Annotated in this window: 18 protein-coding genes; 13 read left to right on the plus strand and 5 right to left on the minus strand. The window is 37.7% G+C overall.

The features are described 5' to 3' along the window. The first annotated feature begins 181 nt into the window (after positions 1-181). The 4 genes from GVN22_RS03710 to mnmD all read left to right on the plus strand — a co-directional run bounded on the left by GVN22_RS03710 (position 182) and on the right by mnmD (position 3,987). Positions 182-1,171, plus strand: coding sequence for a DNA-directed RNA polymerase subunit alpha (locus tag GVN22_RS03710; RefSeq protein WP_095160731.1), 990 nt, complete (start codon positions 182-184; stop codon positions 1,169-1,171). A gap of 146 nt (positions 1,172-1,317) precedes the next feature. Next, the gene (rplQ, locus tag GVN22_RS03715) at positions 1,318-1,836 is read left to right on the plus strand and encodes a 50S ribosomal protein L17 (protein WP_166549711.1); all 519 of its coding nucleotides are present in this window, start codon (positions 1,318-1,320) and stop codon (positions 1,834-1,836) included. Between the two features lie 237 nt (positions 1,837-2,073). After that, positions 2,074-3,171, plus strand: a complete 1,098-nt coding sequence (gene carA / locus GVN22_RS03720) for a glutamine-hydrolyzing carbamoyl-phosphate synthase small subunit (protein ID WP_166549712.1) — start codon at positions 2,074-2,076, stop codon at positions 3,169-3,171. Positions 3,172-3,333: 162 nt separating this feature from the next. Further along, positions 3,334-3,987 carry a tRNA (5-methylaminomethyl-2-thiouridine)(34)-methyltransferase MnmD gene (gene mnmD / locus GVN22_RS03725; RefSeq protein ID WP_205690776.1) on the plus strand — a complete coding sequence of 218 codons (654 nt, stop codon included), beginning with the start codon at positions 3,334-3,336 and terminating at the stop codon, positions 3,985-3,987. A gap of 32 nt (positions 3,988-4,019) precedes the next feature. On the opposite strand, the gene GVN22_RS03730 is transcribed toward mnmD, so the two are convergent. The 3 genes from GVN22_RS03730 to GVN22_RS03740 form a co-directional block, all read right to left on the minus strand. Further along, on the minus strand, positions 4,020-5,438 hold the full coding sequence (locus GVN22_RS03730) for a TonB-dependent receptor (RefSeq protein ID WP_166549713.1): 1,419 nt from the start codon (positions 5,436-5,438) through the stop codon (positions 4,020-4,022). A 220-nt stretch (positions 5,439-5,658) separates the two neighbouring features. Continuing rightward, a complete protein-coding gene (locus tag GVN22_RS03735; protein ID WP_166549714.1) occupies positions 5,659-6,507 on the minus strand; it encodes an acetate and sugar kinases/Hsc70/actin family protein in 849 nt (282 codons plus the stop codon). Positions 6,508-6,585: 78 nt separating this feature from the next. Next, positions 6,586-6,816, minus strand: a complete 231-nt coding sequence (locus GVN22_RS03740; RefSeq protein WP_166549715.1) for a cytochrome b5 domain-containing protein — start codon at positions 6,814-6,816, stop codon at positions 6,586-6,588. A 107-nt stretch (positions 6,817-6,923) separates the two neighbouring features. Between GVN22_RS03740 and GVN22_RS03745 the strand changes: the two genes are divergently transcribed. The 3 genes from GVN22_RS03745 (at position 6,924) to GVN22_RS03755 (ending at position 9,166) form a co-directional block, all read left to right on the plus strand. Continuing rightward, entirely contained in the window at positions 6,924-7,388 is a 465-nt protein-coding gene (locus tag GVN22_RS03745) for a hypothetical protein (protein ID WP_166549716.1), read from the plus strand. A gap of 105 nt (positions 7,389-7,493) precedes the next feature. Next, positions 7,494-8,519 (plus strand): thiamine-phosphate kinase, encoded by a 1,026-nt coding sequence (gene thiL, locus GVN22_RS03750; RefSeq protein ID WP_166549717.1) that lies wholly within the window; start codon positions 7,494-7,496, stop codon positions 8,517-8,519. Positions 8,520-8,560: 41 nt separating this feature from the next. Beyond that, positions 8,561-9,166: a hypothetical protein gene (locus tag GVN22_RS03755; RefSeq protein WP_166549718.1), complete on the plus strand. Its 606-nt coding sequence runs from the start codon at positions 8,561-8,563 to the stop codon at positions 9,164-9,166. 236 nt (positions 9,167-9,402) lie between these two features. Here the strand turns inward: GVN22_RS03755 and GVN22_RS03760 are convergent, their stop codons facing one another. After that, positions 9,403-10,116, minus strand: coding sequence for a thioredoxin domain-containing protein (locus GVN22_RS03760; protein WP_166549719.1), 714 nt, complete (start codon positions 10,114-10,116; stop codon positions 9,403-9,405). A 214-nt stretch (positions 10,117-10,330) separates the two neighbouring features. Here GVN22_RS03760 and eno point away from each other — a divergent pair, with 214 nt between their 5' ends. The 5 genes from eno (at position 10,331) to gpmI (ending at position 15,074) form a co-directional block, all read left to right on the plus strand. After that, positions 10,331-11,608, plus strand: a complete 1,278-nt coding sequence (eno, locus tag GVN22_RS03765) for a phosphopyruvate hydratase (RefSeq protein ID WP_166549720.1) — start codon at positions 10,331-10,333, stop codon at positions 11,606-11,608. 209 nt (positions 11,609-11,817) lie between these two features. Further along, positions 11,818-12,126 (plus strand): septum formation initiator family protein, encoded by a 309-nt coding sequence (locus tag GVN22_RS03770; protein ID WP_166549721.1) that lies wholly within the window; start codon positions 11,818-11,820, stop codon positions 12,124-12,126. A 66-nt stretch (positions 12,127-12,192) separates the two neighbouring features. Further along, positions 12,193-12,726, plus strand: a complete 534-nt coding sequence (locus tag GVN22_RS03775) for a low molecular weight protein-tyrosine-phosphatase (RefSeq protein WP_166549722.1) — start codon at positions 12,193-12,195, stop codon at positions 12,724-12,726. 57 nt (positions 12,727-12,783) lie between these two features. Beyond that, positions 12,784-13,401, plus strand: coding sequence for a DUF1684 domain-containing protein (locus GVN22_RS03780; RefSeq protein WP_166549723.1), 618 nt, complete (start codon positions 12,784-12,786; stop codon positions 13,399-13,401). A 149-nt stretch (positions 13,402-13,550) separates the two neighbouring features. Then, positions 13,551-15,074 carry a 2,3-bisphosphoglycerate-independent phosphoglycerate mutase gene (gpmI, locus tag GVN22_RS03785; RefSeq protein WP_166549724.1) on the plus strand — a complete coding sequence of 508 codons (1,524 nt, stop codon included), beginning with the start codon at positions 13,551-13,553 and terminating at the stop codon, positions 15,072-15,074. Positions 15,075-15,145: 71 nt separating this feature from the next. Here the strand turns inward: gpmI and GVN22_RS03790 are convergent, their stop codons facing one another. Then, on the minus strand, positions 15,146-16,318 hold the full coding sequence (locus GVN22_RS03790; RefSeq protein ID WP_205690777.1) for an acyltransferase family protein: 1,173 nt from the start codon (positions 16,316-16,318) through the stop codon (positions 15,146-15,148). 190 nt (positions 16,319-16,508) lie between these two features. Between GVN22_RS03790 and GVN22_RS03795 the strand changes: the two genes are divergently transcribed. Beyond that, positions 16,509-17,045, plus strand: coding sequence for a hypothetical protein (locus tag GVN22_RS03795; protein WP_166549725.1), 537 nt, complete (start codon positions 16,509-16,511; stop codon positions 17,043-17,045). Positions 17,046-17,065: the final 20 nt, after the last annotated feature.

Consider the following 17,065-nt stretch of genomic DNA (forward strand, 5'->3'; position numbering starts at 1 on the left):
AGTAGAGTAATTGCAGTTATAATTCTTGCTTTGAAAATTGTATTATAATAAAAAAAAACAATTTTGTCAAGATTTTTCTCAAAAAATACTCCACAAATTCCTAAAACTCACGAAGTTATTTAGTATATTACGCTCGGTTACTCTATTCTTATAAAATCTAAGATAAATTAAGCTACGAAATATGTCAATATTAGCATTCCAAATGCCCGACAAAGTCGTTATGGAGAAAGCTGACGACTTTCACGGGTTATTTGAGTTTAAGCCTCTCGAAAAAGGCTATGGCGTTACAATCGGTAACGCACTTCGTAGAATCTTGTTGTCTTCACTTGAAGGCTACGCTATTACTAGCGTGAAAGTAGGTGGAGTATTACACGAGTTCTCTGCTATTGAGGGTGTTATTGAGGATATGACTGAGATTATCTTGAACTTGAAAAAAGTTCGTTTTAAGAAAACTCAGGAAATTCTTGAAAACAAAATCAATGTAAGAGTAAAGGGCCAGACTACGTTGACTGCTGGAGACATTAACAAATTTACAAACTATTTCGAAATCCTTAACCCAGATTTAGTAATCTGCAACTTGGATGAGTCGAAAGAGTTTGAAATGGAGATAATCGTTGAAAAAGGTCGTGGTTATGTTCCTGCTGACGAGCCTCGTAATGTAGAGCCTCCATTTGGTCATATTCCAATCGATGCTATCTACACTCCAATTAAAAACGTGAAGTTTAGTGTAGAAAACACACGTGTAGAACAAAAAACTGACTACGAAAAGTTAATCTTGGATATCGAAACTGATGGTTCGATTCACCCAGAGGATGCTTTGAAAGGTGCAGCGTATATATTGATTCAGCATTTCATGTTGTTCTCTGACCAAACAATGACATTTGAAGCTATGAAGGCTGAAGATGAAAATGTAGTGGACGAAGAAATGCTTCACATGAGAAAACTGTTGAAGACACCATTGGCAGATCTTGATTTGTCAGTTCGTGCTTACAACTGTTTGAAATCAGCAGACGTTAGAACTTTAGGCGATTTAGTTAAATTGGAAATTTCTGATATGATGAAATTCCGCAACTTCGGTAAGAAGTCATTAACTGAATTGGAACAATTAGTAGAAGAAAAAGGTCTTCACTTCGGTATGGATGTAGCTCGCTACCGCTTGGATGAAGATTAATAATAGGAAATGCAAAGTTATACTTGGTAAGTCATTACACATTGTATAACTTTGCACTCCAATTTTAACCAGTAGTAATAGGTGGATGCCCCCAAGGTTATCTAACCGCAGCGAAACTCGATTTCGCTTTTAACTTACGAACAATAATGAGACACGGAAAAAAATTCAACCACTTAGGCAGAACTGCCTCTCACAGAGCCGCTTTGTTATCAAACATGGCTTCTTCTTTGATTCTTCACAAAAGAATTCAAACTACTGTTGCAAAAGCTAAAGAATTAAGAAAGTATGTTGAGCCTTTGATCACAAAATCAAAGACTGACGATACTAACAGCCGTCGTGTTGTATTCTCTTACTTGCAAAGCAAAGAAGCTGTTAAAGAACTTTTCGGTACAATCTCTGAGAAAGTTGCTAACCGCCCAGGTGGATACACAAGAATTATCAAGTTAGGAAATCGTCTTGGTGACAACGCTGATATTTGTTTAATTGAGTTAGTTGACTTCAACGAAACTTTATTGGCTGCTGTTACTGAGAAATCTGCTAAGACTCGTCGTAGCCGTCGTTCGACTAAGAAAGCTGATGCACCTGCTGCAGAAGTTGTTGCTGAAACTCCAGCTGTTGAAGAAGCTCCTGAAGCTCCAGCTGCTGAAGAAAAATCAGAAGAATAGTCATGATGTAGTCCTGACATAAAAGCCTCAATCGTTTTTGATTGAGGCTTTTTTTTGCGCCCTCTGATGAGCAGTTCTACTCAAACTTTTAATAATTCTAAATTTCAATGGGAAAATGATAAATCTCATTTTTCAAATTTGAAATTGTCATGATATACAAGGAGTTGATTACAAAATCTCTTCATTTTTATTCATTTTCGCTTAACTTTGCATAATTTTTTAACCAAAGAGCAACCAATGAAAGTAACACAAAGCCAACCAGCGATTTTGTTGTTGGAAGACGGCACAGTTTTTAGAGGCAATGCCCTCGGAAAAATCGGGACTAGTGGCGGCGAAATCTGCTTCAATACGGGGATGACTGGGTATCAAGAAATTTATACCGACCCTTCGTACTTTGGACAGGTAATTGTAAACACAACCTCTCACATAGGTAACTATGGTGTAGTCAATGAGCTTGAAGAAGAATCAGCTTCAGTGAAGATTGCAGGGATGGTTTGTAATGAATTTTCGCCAATTCACTCACGCAAGACTGCTGATGGGTCATTGCAAGAGTATTTTGAAAAGGCGGGTATCGTAGGTATTTCGGGCATTGACACTCGTCAAATTGTGAGACATATCCGCGAAAAAGGTGTAATGAACTGTATCATTTCATCTGAAATTTTAGAGATTGAAGCGCTTAAAGCTGAACTAGCTAAAGTTCCTCCAATGGAAGGATTAGAGTTATCTTCTCAAGTATGTACGCAAGAGCCTTATTTCTTGGGCGAAGAAAACGCTGAGAAAAAAGTAGCAGTTCTTGACCTTGGCGTAAAGAAAAGTATTTTGTCTAACTTGACAGATAGAGGTTGTTATTTGAAAGTATTCCCTGCAAAAACTAGCTTTGCTGAAATGGAAGCATGGGCTCCAGATGGGTACTTTATCTCAAATGGTCCTGGTGATCCAGCGGTAATGCCTTATGCTGTAGCAACAGTAAAAGAGATTGTAGAGAACGAAAAACCAACTTTTGGTATCTGTTTAGGACACCAAATTTTAGCGCAAGCATCTGGTTTGTCTACTTATAAAATGAAAAATGGACACCGTGGCTTAAACCACCCTGTAAAGAACTTGATTACAGGTTTGTCTGAAATTACTTCTCAAAACCACGGTTTTGCAGTTAAAATGGAAGAATTAGAAGCTAATCCATCAGTTGAATTGACTCATATCAACCTTAATGATAAAACAGTTGAAGGTTTGCGTCGTGTTGATAAACCAGCATTTTCGGTACAACACCACCCTGAAGCTTCTCCTGGCCCACACGATTCAAGATACTTATTTGATTCTTTTGTGGAAATGTTATAAAATTGCAAGCGGTTCGAATTTCGAACCGCTTTTTTTATAAAGTAGCTGGAGTGATATTCAACATTCTGGCTATATCCTAGTTTATTCTTATCAAAGGCTAGTTTTGTCAATCATTGAGTGAATGACAAAATAATAGATACAAGTACATTCTATTTGCAAATTATGATAGAGTTAATACTTACCAAAGATGGTTCACATACATTATATGACTCAGAGTTAGGAGTGTGGCATCACTCTGTAAATGGAGCATTGCAGGAGTCAACAAGAATTTACATTGAATTAGGTTTGTGGGAAAAAGCTCAAGCAGGTAAAGAGATAAGAGTTTTCGAAATGGGCTTTGGAACAGGGTTAAATGTATTACTAACATTCATTGAGGCACAAAAACATGATTATCATGTTGATTATACCACTTTAGAGGCATTTCCCTTATCAATCGAAAAGTATAGCGCTCTGAACTATGACTCATTATTGGGTTCGGATGTGTTACAACGATTACACCAGCTTTCGTGGAATCAGCAGCACGAGGTAATGAAAAACTTTTCTTTGACGAAAATTCAAGATGATTTACTAAAATATCAGTTTACTCAAAAAGTAGATTTAGTGTATTTCGACGCTTATTCACCCAATACACAGCCTGAGTTGTGGACAGAAGAGGTTTTTCGAAAAATTTATGAAGCTATGAATGAAGGGGGAGTTTTGACGACTTATTGCTCAAAAACGGTCGTTAGAAAAGCATTGATAGCTGCTGGATTTATTGTAGAGAAACATCAAGGACCACGTGGCAAGAGAGAGGTCTTAAAAGCTATTAAAATATAAGAGCGAGCTACCTAGGTAGCTCGCTCTTATGGTTATACTAATTGACAAGGAAAGCCAAATAAGCAGTTTTCTTTAATCATTTTTGCAACACTTTTAGGAACATAATCTTCCCAACCACTTTCACCTGACTGAATCATTTTTAGAATGCTATCGGTGTGAATACTCAAAAGGTTTTTGTCGTAATTCAATACATCTTCAAATTTGTCATTGTCGAGCATATACTGAAACAATCCTCTAAGATGAGCAGGGGGACTAAATTCTCTAGAGGTAACCACATTTCCATCTGTGTCTGCCGTTGGATATAAATACAACTTTATTTTAGGACCAAAGAGCGTAGCGAAAGCCGCTAAAATACCTCCTGTTAGGTTTTGATAGTGTTTTTCTTCGAAAATATAGGCAAGGTTAGGCATACCCATAATCAATGCCATACGTTTCTGGGTGAATCTGTTTAGATATGAAATGAGCTTATAGTACTCATGAAAATTCGAAATCAATACGGTTTGTCCAAGCGAACACAAAATATCTACACGGTCGAGGAAGTCTTTTTCATTAATTTCTTCATCACCACTTTGTAAGCTTCGTAAGGTAAGTTCTGATAACACAACTACCTTATCATCATCAACATCAGGCTCATTTTCGAACTGCATTTGACCTTTTTTCAACATATCCACAAATACATTGGTTACAGGACGGAAACGTCCACGAACTGCCAAAATATGTTTTTTGTAGAATGCTTCTGAAGGGTTCATTACGTTGCCATCAGGCCCAAATAATGCAGCATTTGTAAAACCTTTCTTTACCAGATATAAAGACATCAAACGGTTATCAACATCAGCAAAGTCAGGACCCGCAAAACGAATCATATCAATCTCGATACGGTCGGTATGGAGGTCGTCCATCAACGACTGTAAAAGGATTTCAGGTTGCTCATGGTAAAAGAAACAACCATACACCAAATTGACTCCAATAACGCCTAATGCTTGTTGCTGAAGAATGTTGTCATTATCCTTCATTCGAACGTGGATAATTACATCGTTGGGTTCAGAATCAGGACGAAGCTGAAAGCGTAGACCAATCCAGCCATGAGGGTCATTCGTTTTTTGATAGTTCAAGGCTGCCACTGTATCAGCAAAAGCAAAGAACATTTTTTCTGAAGCACTTTCTGTAAGACGAACATTGAGGAGTTTGTACTCACGATTGAGCATCTTCACCAAGCGCGGTTCACACACATATCTACCCGAAGCTTCTTCGCCATAAATTGCATCCGAAAATGCCATATCGTATGCCGAAATAGTTTTGGCAATCGTACCAGAGGCACCACCAGCTTTAAAAAAGTTGGCTGCCACATCTTGACCAGCTCCAATCTCAGCAAAAGAACCGTAAATGCGACGGTCTAAGTTGATACGTAGAGCCTTTTGTTTTGTGCCTAAATTTTTATCGTAAGTAATCATTAACAGTTGATAGTTTGCGGTGACTGGTTGTATAAAGATAACCTAAATTCTCTACTAATTTATATAAATAACCCTAGTTTTAAACTATTTTCTTGAAAAGATACAATTTTAATTCAAAAAATCTTCAGAAAATCAAAACAGAATTAAAATCCAATTAGAAATCAAAAAACTGGGTTAACATAGTGTAGGAATTGTCATATTTAAACAACATAACTCCTTCTTAATTAGTTTGTTGATGGTACAACGTGAGTCCTGCAATGGGTGTTTCGGCAATAATACCGACGGTACAATCCTTACTAGCAGCTACTTGGCGTAGAATATCCGAGTAGTAAAAGGCTACAGAGCCTGTAAAATGAATTTTATATTGACTAACTTCTGGATATTTAAGTAGGTATTTCTCAAAGAAATCGGTAAATGCGTCGAACAATAAGCGATATACAAATGGGTGCTGGCGATTGTCGAACAAAAACTTTGAAAACGAGGCAAAATAACGATTTGGAAAAGGCTTATGATAGGCATTATCCAGAATCTCCAAACGGTCTTTGGCGCCATATCTTTTCTCAAACTTGTCACGTAGGTCCATAGGCAGATCCTTGTGCAGATATGCGAGTACCAATTGTTTGCCCAGATGCCCACCGCTACCTTCATCGCCAAGCCAGAAGCCTAATGGAGGAACTTGATGTGCAATTTGCTCTCCATCATAAAAACATGAATTAGACCCCGTACCCAGAATACACACAATACCACTGTGATGCCCAGCTAAGGCTCTTGCTGCTCCCAACATATCGTTGTGAACATGAATGCTGTCACAATCAGGAAAAACAGTTTTGAAGGCGTCAATTAAGACCTGAGACTTTTCAAGATTGGTAATACCAGTGCCGTAATAATAAATTTGTGTTATGGATTCTTGAACTTTAGGTAAAAGTTGAAGTTTTAGTTCCTCAGCAATAGAGGTGCTATCTTGATAATATGGATTGAATCCAATAGTTTTGACTTGCTGAATGCTGGCATCGGATGCCACAAGACGCCAATCTGTTTTGCTAGACCCACTGTCTGCGATTAGAATCATAGTTTTTAGTTTATTTTGAAGTGAAAATCAACTTCCATACAACCTTTTCTAGTAAAAAATAGTCATAATAAATGCAGACTAAGTAAGTTGACCAACTACAGTAAACTTCTCGAAGACGGCGTCATTGTGTGGAGCATCAGCCAGTTCAGAGGTTAGGTCTTGGCCAGCCCAATGCTCGTAGTGCTTACCATTTTTCCAAAGACGAGATTTGCCAACATCATAAATGACTCCTTTGTAGGCAATCCAAATTTCTTCACGGTCTTGGCCGTTGCGTAAAGCGAGTTGTGATTTGGTAAAGGTTGGTAGCATAATACGGTAAATGTCGAAGAATTTTGGGTGCAAAAATTCATTATCTCTTTGTTGAATTCAACTAATTTTATCTATTTTTATCAAAAAAATTAAAAATTTTAATTGTTATGAAAAAAATATTGACCCTATTGCCTTTAATTGTATTAATCTCTGGAGTACTTTTGGGTTGCAAAGGTACAGAGGCTGAACCTACTGTAGAAGCAAAATTAACACGTATTTGGACTGCAAAAGTTGTAAAAGAAGGTTCGGATATTGTTTATGATAAAACGGCTTCAAGTAATAAAATCCCTGGTTATGCCAATTATAAACTAGACCTTACCAGCAAAACAGCTGCTAAATTAACGGAAAAAGACGGAGTGACATTTACAGGAACATGGTCTATTTCAACAGATAACACAACTTTGACTATTTCTGGCTTGACAAGCTCGTCGGGCGTTCCTACTGGTACAAATGGTACATTGACTTACAAAATCGTAGGTACACCAACTACCGCCGCTGTAACACTCGAAACTGCAACAGCCTATATTAAGGCAAGTAATACAATTGCAAATTATCAATTGACCAATCCTTAAATCAAACTCAATACATATCATTGAGCCGTTCGACTAGTTTGAACGGCTTTTTTTTTGATATAGTACAAAATTGCTCGGCACTAAAAGACTGATTAACTTTGCAGTATGGAAACAAGAACTGAATTGAGTACAATTGGCGAATTCGGATTAATTAAAAGAATCGCCGAAAAATTTCCGATAGTGCAATCTGGCTCTATCAAAGGTATTGGAGACGACGCCGCTGTAGTAGACACAGAGGGCAAAAAATTATTGATTTCAACGGACTTGTTGATGGAGGGTGTTCATTTTGACTTGGCTTACACTCCTTTGCGACATTTGGGTTATAAGGCAGTAGCCGTAAATGTTTCGGATATTGCTGCCATGAATGGGATTCCTAATCAGATAACCGTAAGCTTGGGTTTGAGCAATCGTTTTTCAGTAGAAGCCATTGAAGAATTATATGAAGGAATCAAAATTGCTTGCGAAGAATACAATATCGATTTGATTGGCGGAGATACTTCTTCTTCAAGAGGCGGCTTGGCTATCTCTATTACTGTTCTTGGCACTGCTGATGAGCATCAAATCGTGTACCGTAATACTGCCCAAAAAGGGGATATTGTTTGTGTAACAGGTGACCTTGGCGCTGCTTTCATGGGTTTACAGGTATTGGAAAGAGAAAAGCAGGTTTTCATGGCAAATCCCGATATGCAACCAGAATTGAGCGATAAAGATTATGTTGTAGAACGCCAACTGAAGCCTACTGCTCGTATGGATGTGATTCATGAATTGAGGGCTTTAGATGTAATTCCTACTGCAATGATTGATGTGTCGGATGGTTTAGCTGCCGAGTTACTTCATATCTGTAAAAATTCTGGTATTGGAGGAGTGATTTTTGAAGATAAAATGCCAATCGATGACCAAACATACTTGACTGGCACAGAATTGAATTTCAGCCCAATGACAGCCGCCTTGAATGGGGGAGAAGACTACGAATTATTATTTACAGTAAGTCAAGAAGACTATCAGAAAATCGAGCAGGTAAGTGAAATCACGCCAATAGGTTATATCACCAACGAGGTAGAAGGTGCGCATATCATGATGAAATCAGGTAATTTGGTGAAATTGACTTCTCCTGGTTACGAACATTTCTAATAATTTCAACGGACCCTTTGAATAACCAATCATTCCTAGCCATGTTATTGCAGATAAATGTTACTGAATTAGGTTCTTTCCTCAAATACGGAGTAACAGGTTTAAGTGCTATTGCATTTATTCTTTCCTACTTCTTGTTATTTAGGGAAAGTAGTCGCCCAAAACCCAGACCTGAAATTATCAAGACAATTCGCTTGTTTATGTGGGTTACAGTTATACTTGGTGTGGTATCAGGAGTATCCTCTATCTTGAAACCCGATGCCGATGAGGATACAACCGTGGTGTCTAAGCCTAAAAAGACAAGTCCGAAGAAAACCGTTTCACATAATTCATTGACATCATCGAACGATGAATATACGGTAGAAATTTTTTATGAAAATCCTAAAAAGGCTTTAGCAGAAGATTTGGCGGATGTATTGAAAGATAAAACCTCCTACGAAGTGAAAGTGTCGGCATTGTCAACTACTAAAAAAAGCTCTCTCAAAATAACTAGTTGTCAGATTCGACATGAGTTACAGGAATCAAAAATTGCGGGAAAACTCAAAAGTATCGCTGAGAATGTTTTACAAGACGATGGTGTAGAATTTAAGCTGAAACAAATAACATCAAGTTCTCCTAATTATGTGAGTATGTTTGTTTGTAAGTAAAAATAAACATGAGTCATCCCGAATTTTAAGATTAGGGTTATTCTCCAAATTTTCATCAAAAAAGCGGTCGAAAAATATTTTTCAACCGCTTTTTTGATGCTACTATACTAGATTTTATTCAGCTCAAGACGCAATCATTGCGTCTCTACTACTAGAATACAAATTTTAACATAATCACTCATCCGCTCAATCACTCAATTAGAGATGACTCATGTTTATGGCAAATTATCTACTTTTTACAAATATTGCGTAAACAGTTTTTTCAAAGCAGATTCTTCTTGATACCCAATCGCACGCATTTTTTGTGTACCATCTTTGAAGATTAAAAACGTTGGAATTTCGTCAATATGATATTTTGTTAAAATAGCACGATTGGCATCAGCATCGACTTTTACGATTAATACCTTTCCTTTATATTCCTCGGAAAGCTTTTCTACGGCGGGCATCATTTTGATACAAGGTCCACACCATGGCGCAAAAAAATCTAAAATTACTACCGAATGCTGCGCCAATATTGCTTCTAGTTCTGCATCAGTGATAGCTTTTGCATCCTTGGTAGCACTGATACCTTCCACTGGTTTCATTTTGGTAGTCCATTTCAAATATCCACCTTGTAAGTCATATACTTGCGAAAAACCGCTTTTACGAAGCGCTTCTGTAGCAGCGGCACTTCGTCCTCCTGATAAACAATAGACAAAGACAGGTTTAGTTTTGTCGAGAGTTTTGATTTTTTCCTGAAAATCAGCTCCACGATAATCAATGTTGGTTGCTTTGGGTAAATGCCCCCCTCCATATTCGCCTGAAGTACGTACATCAATTAATTGAGCTCCAGTAGATTCAGAATATTTTTTTTCAAAATCCTCTACAGACAAAACTTGTGCATGGGAAAAACTATAAAATCCCAAATAAACGATTGAAAATAATATAATTTTAGAAATAATATTTTTCATTTTTTTGTGCATTGACATTAATAGATTATGAAACAATTGGAAAAGTACAAGGAATCTTGAAAAAACACTTATTTTTGTGAGAAAATTATTCCTTTTTACTGGGTTGATAGAGGAAAATTTGACGAACTTACAGTCAAATTCATTTAGAGATACATCTCAAGAATCATTTCCCCTAAATTCACAAGTTTTTAACCAAAAACAAAAATTACAAAAGATGAGTGCTATTCAGTATGTTCATGCTAGACAAATCTTGGATTCACGTGGTAATCCAACAGTAGAAGTAGATATTCGCACAGAAGCTGGTGCTTTTGGTCGTGCAGCTGTTCCATCAGGTGCATCTACAGGTATTCACGAAGCTGTTGAGTTACGCGATGAAGATAAATCAGTTTATGTTGGAAAAGGTGTATTGAAAGCCGTAGAAAACGTAAATGAGGCTATTGCTGCGGAAATTCTAGGCATCGAAGTAACAGAGCAAAACCTTATTGACAAATTGATGATTGAACTCGACGGAACTGCTAACAAAGGCAAGTTGGGTGCAAACGCAATCTTGGGTGTATCTTTGGCAGTAGCTAAAGCAGCAGCACAAGAGTCTGGTTTATCTCTTTATCGTTATGTAGGTGGTACAAACGCAAATACTTTGCCAGTACCAATGATGAACATCTTGAACGGTGGTTCACACGCTGATAACTCAATCGACTTCCAAGAGTTTATGGTAATGCCTGCAAAAGCTGAGTCTTTCTCTCACGCTTTGCGTATGGGTACTGAAGTTTTCCACGCTTTGAAAGGTGTATTGAAATCTAAAGGTTATTCTACAAACGTAGGTGACGAAGGTGGTTTTGCTCCAAACATCAAATCAAACGAGGAGGCTATCGAAATCGTATTGCAATCAATCGAAAAAGCTGGCTACAAACCAGGTGAAGAAATCTTCATCGCAATGGATGCTGCTTCTTCTGAATTCTATAACGAAGAAACTGGTCTTTATACATTCAAAAAATCTGATGGCAAGCAATTGAACTCTATGGAGATGGCTGCTTACTGGAAAACTTGGGTTGACAAATATCCAATCATCTCTATCGAAGACGGTATGGCTGAAGATGACTGGGCTGGTTGGGCTGAGCAAACTAGATTAATTGGTAGCAAATGCCAGTTAGTTGGTGATGACTTATTTGTAACTAACGTAAAACGTTTGCAAATGGGTATCGAAAAAGGTGTAGCTAACGCTGTATTGGTGAAAGTAAACCAAATCGGTTCTTTGACTGAAACTATCGATACAATCAACTTGGCTAAACGTAACTCATACAAAAACATCATGTCTCACCGTTCTGGTGAAACTGAAGATGCTACAATTGCTGACTTGGCAGTAGCATTGAACACAGGTCAAATCAAAACTGGTTCGGCTTCTCGTTCTGACCGTATGGCTAAATACAACCAATTGCTTCGTATCGAGGAAGAATTAGGCGCTAACGCTTACTTCCCAGGTTTGAAATTCTAATTGGAAAAACCATATTTACAAAAAGACTAGCAAAGCAATTTGCTGGTCTTTTTTTTTACCTCAACAAAGTTAGCTCTATCGTCGACTTCTTAAGTTTTTAGGTCGTAGCCTGATAGTAGCCTGCCAACAAGCGTAATTTCTCTGATTCGGTTTACTGATAGCCAAATAAATATGATAATTTTACATGATTGAATAATCTATATAATCCTATGATACGTTTGTTGTTCACAAAATACCGATTTTACACATTAAGCTTTCTCGCTTTGACAGGGTGGATGCTAGTTTTTGACGATAATGATATTTGGACACAGTTCAAAAGACGAGGAGAATTGGGTCGTTTGGAAGATGAAAAAATTTATTATCAAGAAAAACTCAAGGATGTTCAGCGTGAGCGTGAAGAGGTGTTGGGTAATCCAAAGTTGATAGAGAAATACGCTAGAGAAAAATATTTAATGAAAAAACCTAAAGAAGAAATATACATCTTAGTAGATGATGAAAATCAGCCTGTTGAGAAGTAATATATCTCTGAAACAAAACTGAGTAGAATCACAACCCCTCAATATTATTACCCTTTTTTGAACTATATGATTAAAGTCCTGTTTGTTTGTACTGGAAATATTTGTCGTTCGCCGATTGCGGAGGAAACATTCAGACGTGCTGTAAAAAACAGAAATTTACAAAGAGTAATCCAATGCGATTCAGCGGCTACGCATAGCTATCACATTGGCGAATTGCCTGATCATCGCACTCGTAAAAATGCTAGTAGTCATGACATCGAATTACTTCATCGTTGTCGTAAACTGACTGGAGAAGATTTCTCCGTATTTGATTATATCGTTGGTATGGATGACTACAACATGGACAACATCCAGTCTATCTCATACCGAGCTACAGGGATGCATCAACCCGACGATATTTGCTTTATGTACCGTCGTTTCGATCCAGAGGTTGCTATTCCGAACAGAGATTTCCCAATAGATTCCTCTGAATATAAAATTCCAGAAGTTCCAGATCCCTATTATGGGCAAAATGAAGATTTTGAAAATGTCTATCAAATTGTGAGTCGTTGTGCGGAGGAGTTTTTAGATTTTTTGGTTAGAACACATGGATTGCAATAAGTTATTGGAATATAGAAAAATTGAGACGTTTCATGTAATGTCTAAAAACCGAAATTTATGGTGAAGCAACTCTGTCTTTTATTCGTAGGTTTATGCCTTGCCACTCATACTCATGCACAAGCATGGAAGGATTCGGTGGAAGTTTTTCGTGAAAAATATAAAAAAGCGTTTCTAGAAGAAGCCAATAGTCCTCTCAAAGCAGATGATTTACAGTATCTCCAGTTTTACCAGCCCGACTCACTTTACCAAGTCGAAGGGCGTTTTTCCAAAATAAGTGATGGGACTATATTCAAGTTTCCTACTTCTAATGGAAAAATTAAGGAATACATCAAATATGGAGAAGTAAGTTTTGCTATTAACGGTAAAGCTTTAAAGCTGAATATCTACCGTAGTTTGGCCCTAATGCAAATACCAAAGTATCGAGATTACTTGTTTGTGCCTTTAAAAGATCAAACTTCTGGTAAGGAAACCTATGGTGCTGGGCGGTACTTAGATGTAAGCATAAAGGATATTAAGGATGGAAAAATAGCGTTGGATTTCAATAAACTTTACAATCCTTATTGTGCTTTTAGTGAAGGATATAGCTGCCCGATTCCTCCTAAGGAAAATCATCTACCTATTCGAATAGAAGCAGGCGAAAAATTGTTTTTAAAAGAAAAGAGCAATAATCACTAATTCCAGTGAGCAATGATAGGGTAGTTGAGTGTAAGTCGAAGACTATTTTCCCTAAAAAGGATTAACTTGCATAAAAATCCCTTTTGAAGGTCGTACTTCACAAAGTTCGACTTGAATAAATAATAATAACCAATTAACCAAAAAATTACGTGAACAAGAAGGTCGTATTAATGATTTTGGATGGCTGGGGTATCGGTACTAAGCCAGAAGTATCGGCGATTGAAGCCGCTAAAACGCCATTCATGGATTCTTTATATACAAAGTATCCACATTCTAAATTGGAAGCCTCAGGTTTGGCTGTAGGTTTGCCAGCTGGTCAGATGGGTAACTCAGAGGTAGGTCACATGAACTTGGGTGCAGGTCGTGTAGTTTACCAAAACTTAGTAAGAATTAACAAAGCAGTTGACGAAGGTACATTGGCTCAAGAGCCAGTATTGGCAGAGGCTTTTGAATATGCAAAATCAAATGGTAAGAAAGTACACTTAATCGGTTTGGTGTCAAACGGTGGTGTTCATTCTCATATCAATCACCTAAAGGCGCTTTGTACTGCGGCTAACACAGCTGGAGTAGCAGAGACCTATATTCATGCTTTCACAGACGGTCGTGATACTGACCCGAAATCGGGTATAGCTTTCTTGACTGAGTTGCAAGCGCATATTGCTACTACAGGTACAAAAATCGCATCGGTAACAGGACGTTATTATGCAATGGACCGCGACAACCGTTGGGAGCGTGTGAAGTTGGCGTATGATGCCATGGTAAAAGGTACTGGTGAAAAAGTAGCGGCTTCTGGTTTAATTGATGCTATTGCCGCTTCGTATGAGGCTGGTGTAACTGATGAGTTCATCAAGCCAATTATCATAGAAGAAAATGGTGCTCCTGTGGCAACTATTGCTGAAGGAGACGTGGTACTTTGTTTCAATTTCCGTACTGACCGTGGTCGTGAAATTACGCAAGCCCTAACGCAACGTGATTTCCCTGAGCAAGATATGCAAAAACTATCTTTGTACTACTTGACAATGACAGAATACGATAAGTCATTTGAAGGTGTAAAAGTAGTGTTTGACGATAGCAATATTCCAATGACATTGGGTGAGGTATTGCAAAATGCAGGCAAAAAGCAAATCCGTATGGCGGAGACAGAAAAGTATCCACACGTTACTTTCTTCTTCTCTGGCGGTCGCGAAGAGCCTTTCGTAGGACAAACTAATATCTTACGTGCTTCTCCAAAGGTAGCAACTTATGATTTAGCTCCTGAGATGTCTGCTCCTGAATTACGTGATGCTTTGATTCCTGAATTGGAAAAAGAAGAGGTAGACTTCGTATGTTTGAACTTTGCGAACCCTGACATGGTAGGTCATACTGGCGTTTTCTCAGCAGTAGTTAAAGCTGTCGAAACTGTAGATCAATGTGCTCAAGCGGTTGTAGAAGCTGGTTTGAAACATGGTTACTCTTTTATCATTATTGCTGACCACGGTAACGCAGACTTCATGATTAACGAAGATGGTTCGCCAAACACAGCGCACTCAACTAACTTGGTGCCATGTATTTTGGTAGATAACGAATACAGCAATCCAATCAAAGATGGTAAATTGGGCGATATTGCTCCAACCATTTTGGAGTTGATTGGCGTAGCTCAACCAAAAGAAATGACAGGAGTAAGCTTGTTGTAATTTCTTGAAAATATATTGTCAAATCCCCGTGTAGATAAGATTTACACGGGGATTTGTTGTTTATGGGAAATCTATATCCTTATAAATATCTTCTTTTTATACATCCAATTTAGAATCAGCCAATAAATCAGTAACATCAATCCTCCATGGATTAAGGTCTGGTATGAATCCCCTAAAATACTGGCGTAATTTTCACCAAGATGAATCTTCAGTGATTTTGAGATATAAACACCTAAGGCATCAGCAATACAATAGGCTGCTATAGAGTTCATTCCAATAACCTTTAAGAAATAGGCATCTGTAGATTGCTTCATATCGATGACCCAATAAAAAAATGCCAATAGCAAAAAACACCAACCACCACTAAAAACTACCCAAGTAGGTGTCCAGATTCTTTTGACATTTGGACATACTCCCAAAGCATCTAATACTAATCCCAAGATTATACCCGATATTCCCAAGATTAAAAAACGCTTCAACTTTTCTTGAGATGAGCTACTCGACAGAAAGATATTACCAGCCAATAAACCCAATATCATCGTTCCTAATGTAGGAATAAAGCTTAAGGTCGCATAACCACCTCCATTAAATAAGAATGGTTTTTCTCTTGGAAAAAGATTGAGAAACCAACGGTCAAAAGCCCATGCCAAATTGGTATTCTTATTCCAATGGGCAGCAAAACCTGATAGGTTATATTCCCAATCTTTCGTAACACCCGCATCGGTATAATTGAAGTTGGCGTCAGGTAAGGGATAGAGCGCAAACGCTAACCAATATCCTATCAGAATAGTAATGAGGGCTATTATTTGTACTTTTTGTGAACGAAAAGCAAGTATAAATAAAAAGGTGTATCCCAAGCCAATTTGACTAAGAGTATCTTCAAAGGTGAAATACGTTTGTGTTTTGTATTGGGAACGTAAAAAGATACCAAGAGCAATTAAGATGAGTGAGCGTTTGATAGTATGCCAAAGCGCTTGACTAAAAGAGCCTCCTTTACTGAGTCGGTTTGCTACAGAATATGGCAATACCACACCAACAAGAAAGGAAAATGAAGGCTGGATCAAATCATGTAAAGCACAACCAACCCATTCGACATGGTCTTGGTGATGTCCCAGAAAAGCCCAGAAAGAGCTACTAGGAAGTGCTTTTGAAACGTCGCCGAAATGTAGTACTTCGGCCATCATGAGTAGCATGACAAATCCACGGTAGATGTCCGCGGAGGCAAGTCGATTTTGAGATGTCATTTGTTTAGGGATTATCTCTCAATATACCTAAATGCCAAGATATTTCTGATAGGTAATATGCTGAATCGTTAGTGCAAATACGAAGAAATTTTATTGGTGCCAAATCTTTTATGGTTGTAATAATTCAGACAAAGAATTATTACCTGAGAAGAAGGAACGACATAAAAGGCTTTTGTGTTAATTTTGTATCATGAAAAACATTCTAGCTAGTTTATTTTTAATGCTTTCTGTAATAGCTTGTAATCAGCAAGTAGAGCAAAGCAGTCTTAAATATTTTGACTTAAAAGGTACTTTCGAATCGCAAATCAAAGAGCTTTCACAACGCAAACCTGCTGTTCAAAAATCAGTAAAGGTAGGCGCTACTGCCGATACACAAACAAAGGTGATTCAGGATTGGGAGAAAGAATTAGACTTTTTTATTCAAGCAGATTTAAACAAGCCTGCTTTTGTGAATAGTTATCAAGTTACCCAAAATGACTCCTTGGTGACCTATACGCTCAAGCCTACTGAAACACAATTGGTAAAGGAAATAAAGTTGATTCTGATAAATGGAGAGCTTCGACAAGTATATGCTTTGTTGTCGGATGAAAATTATTTGTACAAAACCCGAAAGGAAATTAAAGCAGATTTTGAGCAAAATCAATTGAAACATTATGAAATAGATGGATTTCAACAATTAGTTTTTGGTGAGAAGAAAGCTTACCAAATCAAAGCAACTATTCAGTAAAATCCAATCTTCAATTTTTC

It is taken from the genome of Cellulophaga sp. BC115SP (genome assembly GCF_009905545.1).
In the GTDB taxonomy this organism is placed as follows: Bacteria; Bacteroidota; Bacteroidia; order Cytophagales; family Spirosomataceae; genus Flectobacillus; species Flectobacillus rivi.

Bases quoted from the DNA above. Each gene is read 5' to 3' on its own strand.
- GVN22_RS03710 (WP_095160731.1), top strand. From the start codon at position 182: ATGTCAATATTAGCATTCCAAATGCCCGACAAAGTCGTTATGGAGAAA.
- GVN22_RS03795 (WP_166549725.1), top strand. From the start codon at position 16,509: ATGAAAAACATTCTAGCTAGTTTATTTTTAATGCTTTCTGTAATAGCT.
- GVN22_RS03745 (WP_166549716.1), top strand. From the start codon at position 6,924: ATGAAAAAAATATTGACCCTATTGCCTTTAATTGTATTAATCTCTGGA.
- GVN22_RS03755 (WP_166549718.1), top strand. From the start codon at position 8,561: ATGTTATTGCAGATAAATGTTACTGAATTAGGTTCTTTCCTCAAATAC.
- eno (WP_166549720.1), top strand. From the start codon at position 10,331: ATGAGTGCTATTCAGTATGTTCATGCTAGACAAATCTTGGATTCACGT.
- mnmD (WP_205690776.1), top strand. From the start codon at position 3,334: ATGATAGAGTTAATACTTACCAAAGATGGTTCACATACATTATATGAC.
- GVN22_RS03760 (WP_166549719.1), bottom strand. From the start codon at position 10,116: ATGAAAAATATTATTTCTAAAATTATATTATTTTCAATCGTTTATTTG.
- GVN22_RS03780 (WP_166549723.1), top strand. From the start codon at position 12,784: ATGGTGAAGCAACTCTGTCTTTTATTCGTAGGTTTATGCCTTGCCACT.
- GVN22_RS03740 (WP_166549715.1), bottom strand. From the start codon at position 6,816: ATGCTACCAACCTTTACCAAATCACAACTCGCTTTACGCAACGGCCAA.
- GVN22_RS03730 (WP_166549713.1), bottom strand. From the start codon at position 5,438: ATGATTACTTACGATAAAAATTTAGGCACAAAACAAAAGGCTCTACGT.
- rplQ (WP_166549711.1), top strand. From the start codon at position 1,318: ATGAGACACGGAAAAAAATTCAACCACTTAGGCAGAACTGCCTCTCAC.
- thiL (WP_166549717.1), top strand. From the start codon at position 7,494: ATGGAAACAAGAACTGAATTGAGTACAATTGGCGAATTCGGATTAATT.
- GVN22_RS03775 (WP_166549722.1), top strand. From the start codon at position 12,193: ATGATTAAAGTCCTGTTTGTTTGTACTGGAAATATTTGTCGTTCGCCG.
- GVN22_RS03770 (WP_166549721.1), top strand. From the start codon at position 11,818: ATGATACGTTTGTTGTTCACAAAATACCGATTTTACACATTAAGCTTT.
- GVN22_RS03735 (WP_166549714.1), bottom strand. From the start codon at position 6,507: ATGATTCTAATCGCAGACAGTGGGTCTAGCAAAACAGATTGGCGTCTT.
- carA (WP_166549712.1), top strand. From the start codon at position 2,074: ATGAAAGTAACACAAAGCCAACCAGCGATTTTGTTGTTGGAAGACGGC.
- GVN22_RS03790 (WP_205690777.1), bottom strand. From the start codon at position 16,318: ATGACATCTCAAAATCGACTTGCCTCCGCGGACATCTACCGTGGATTT.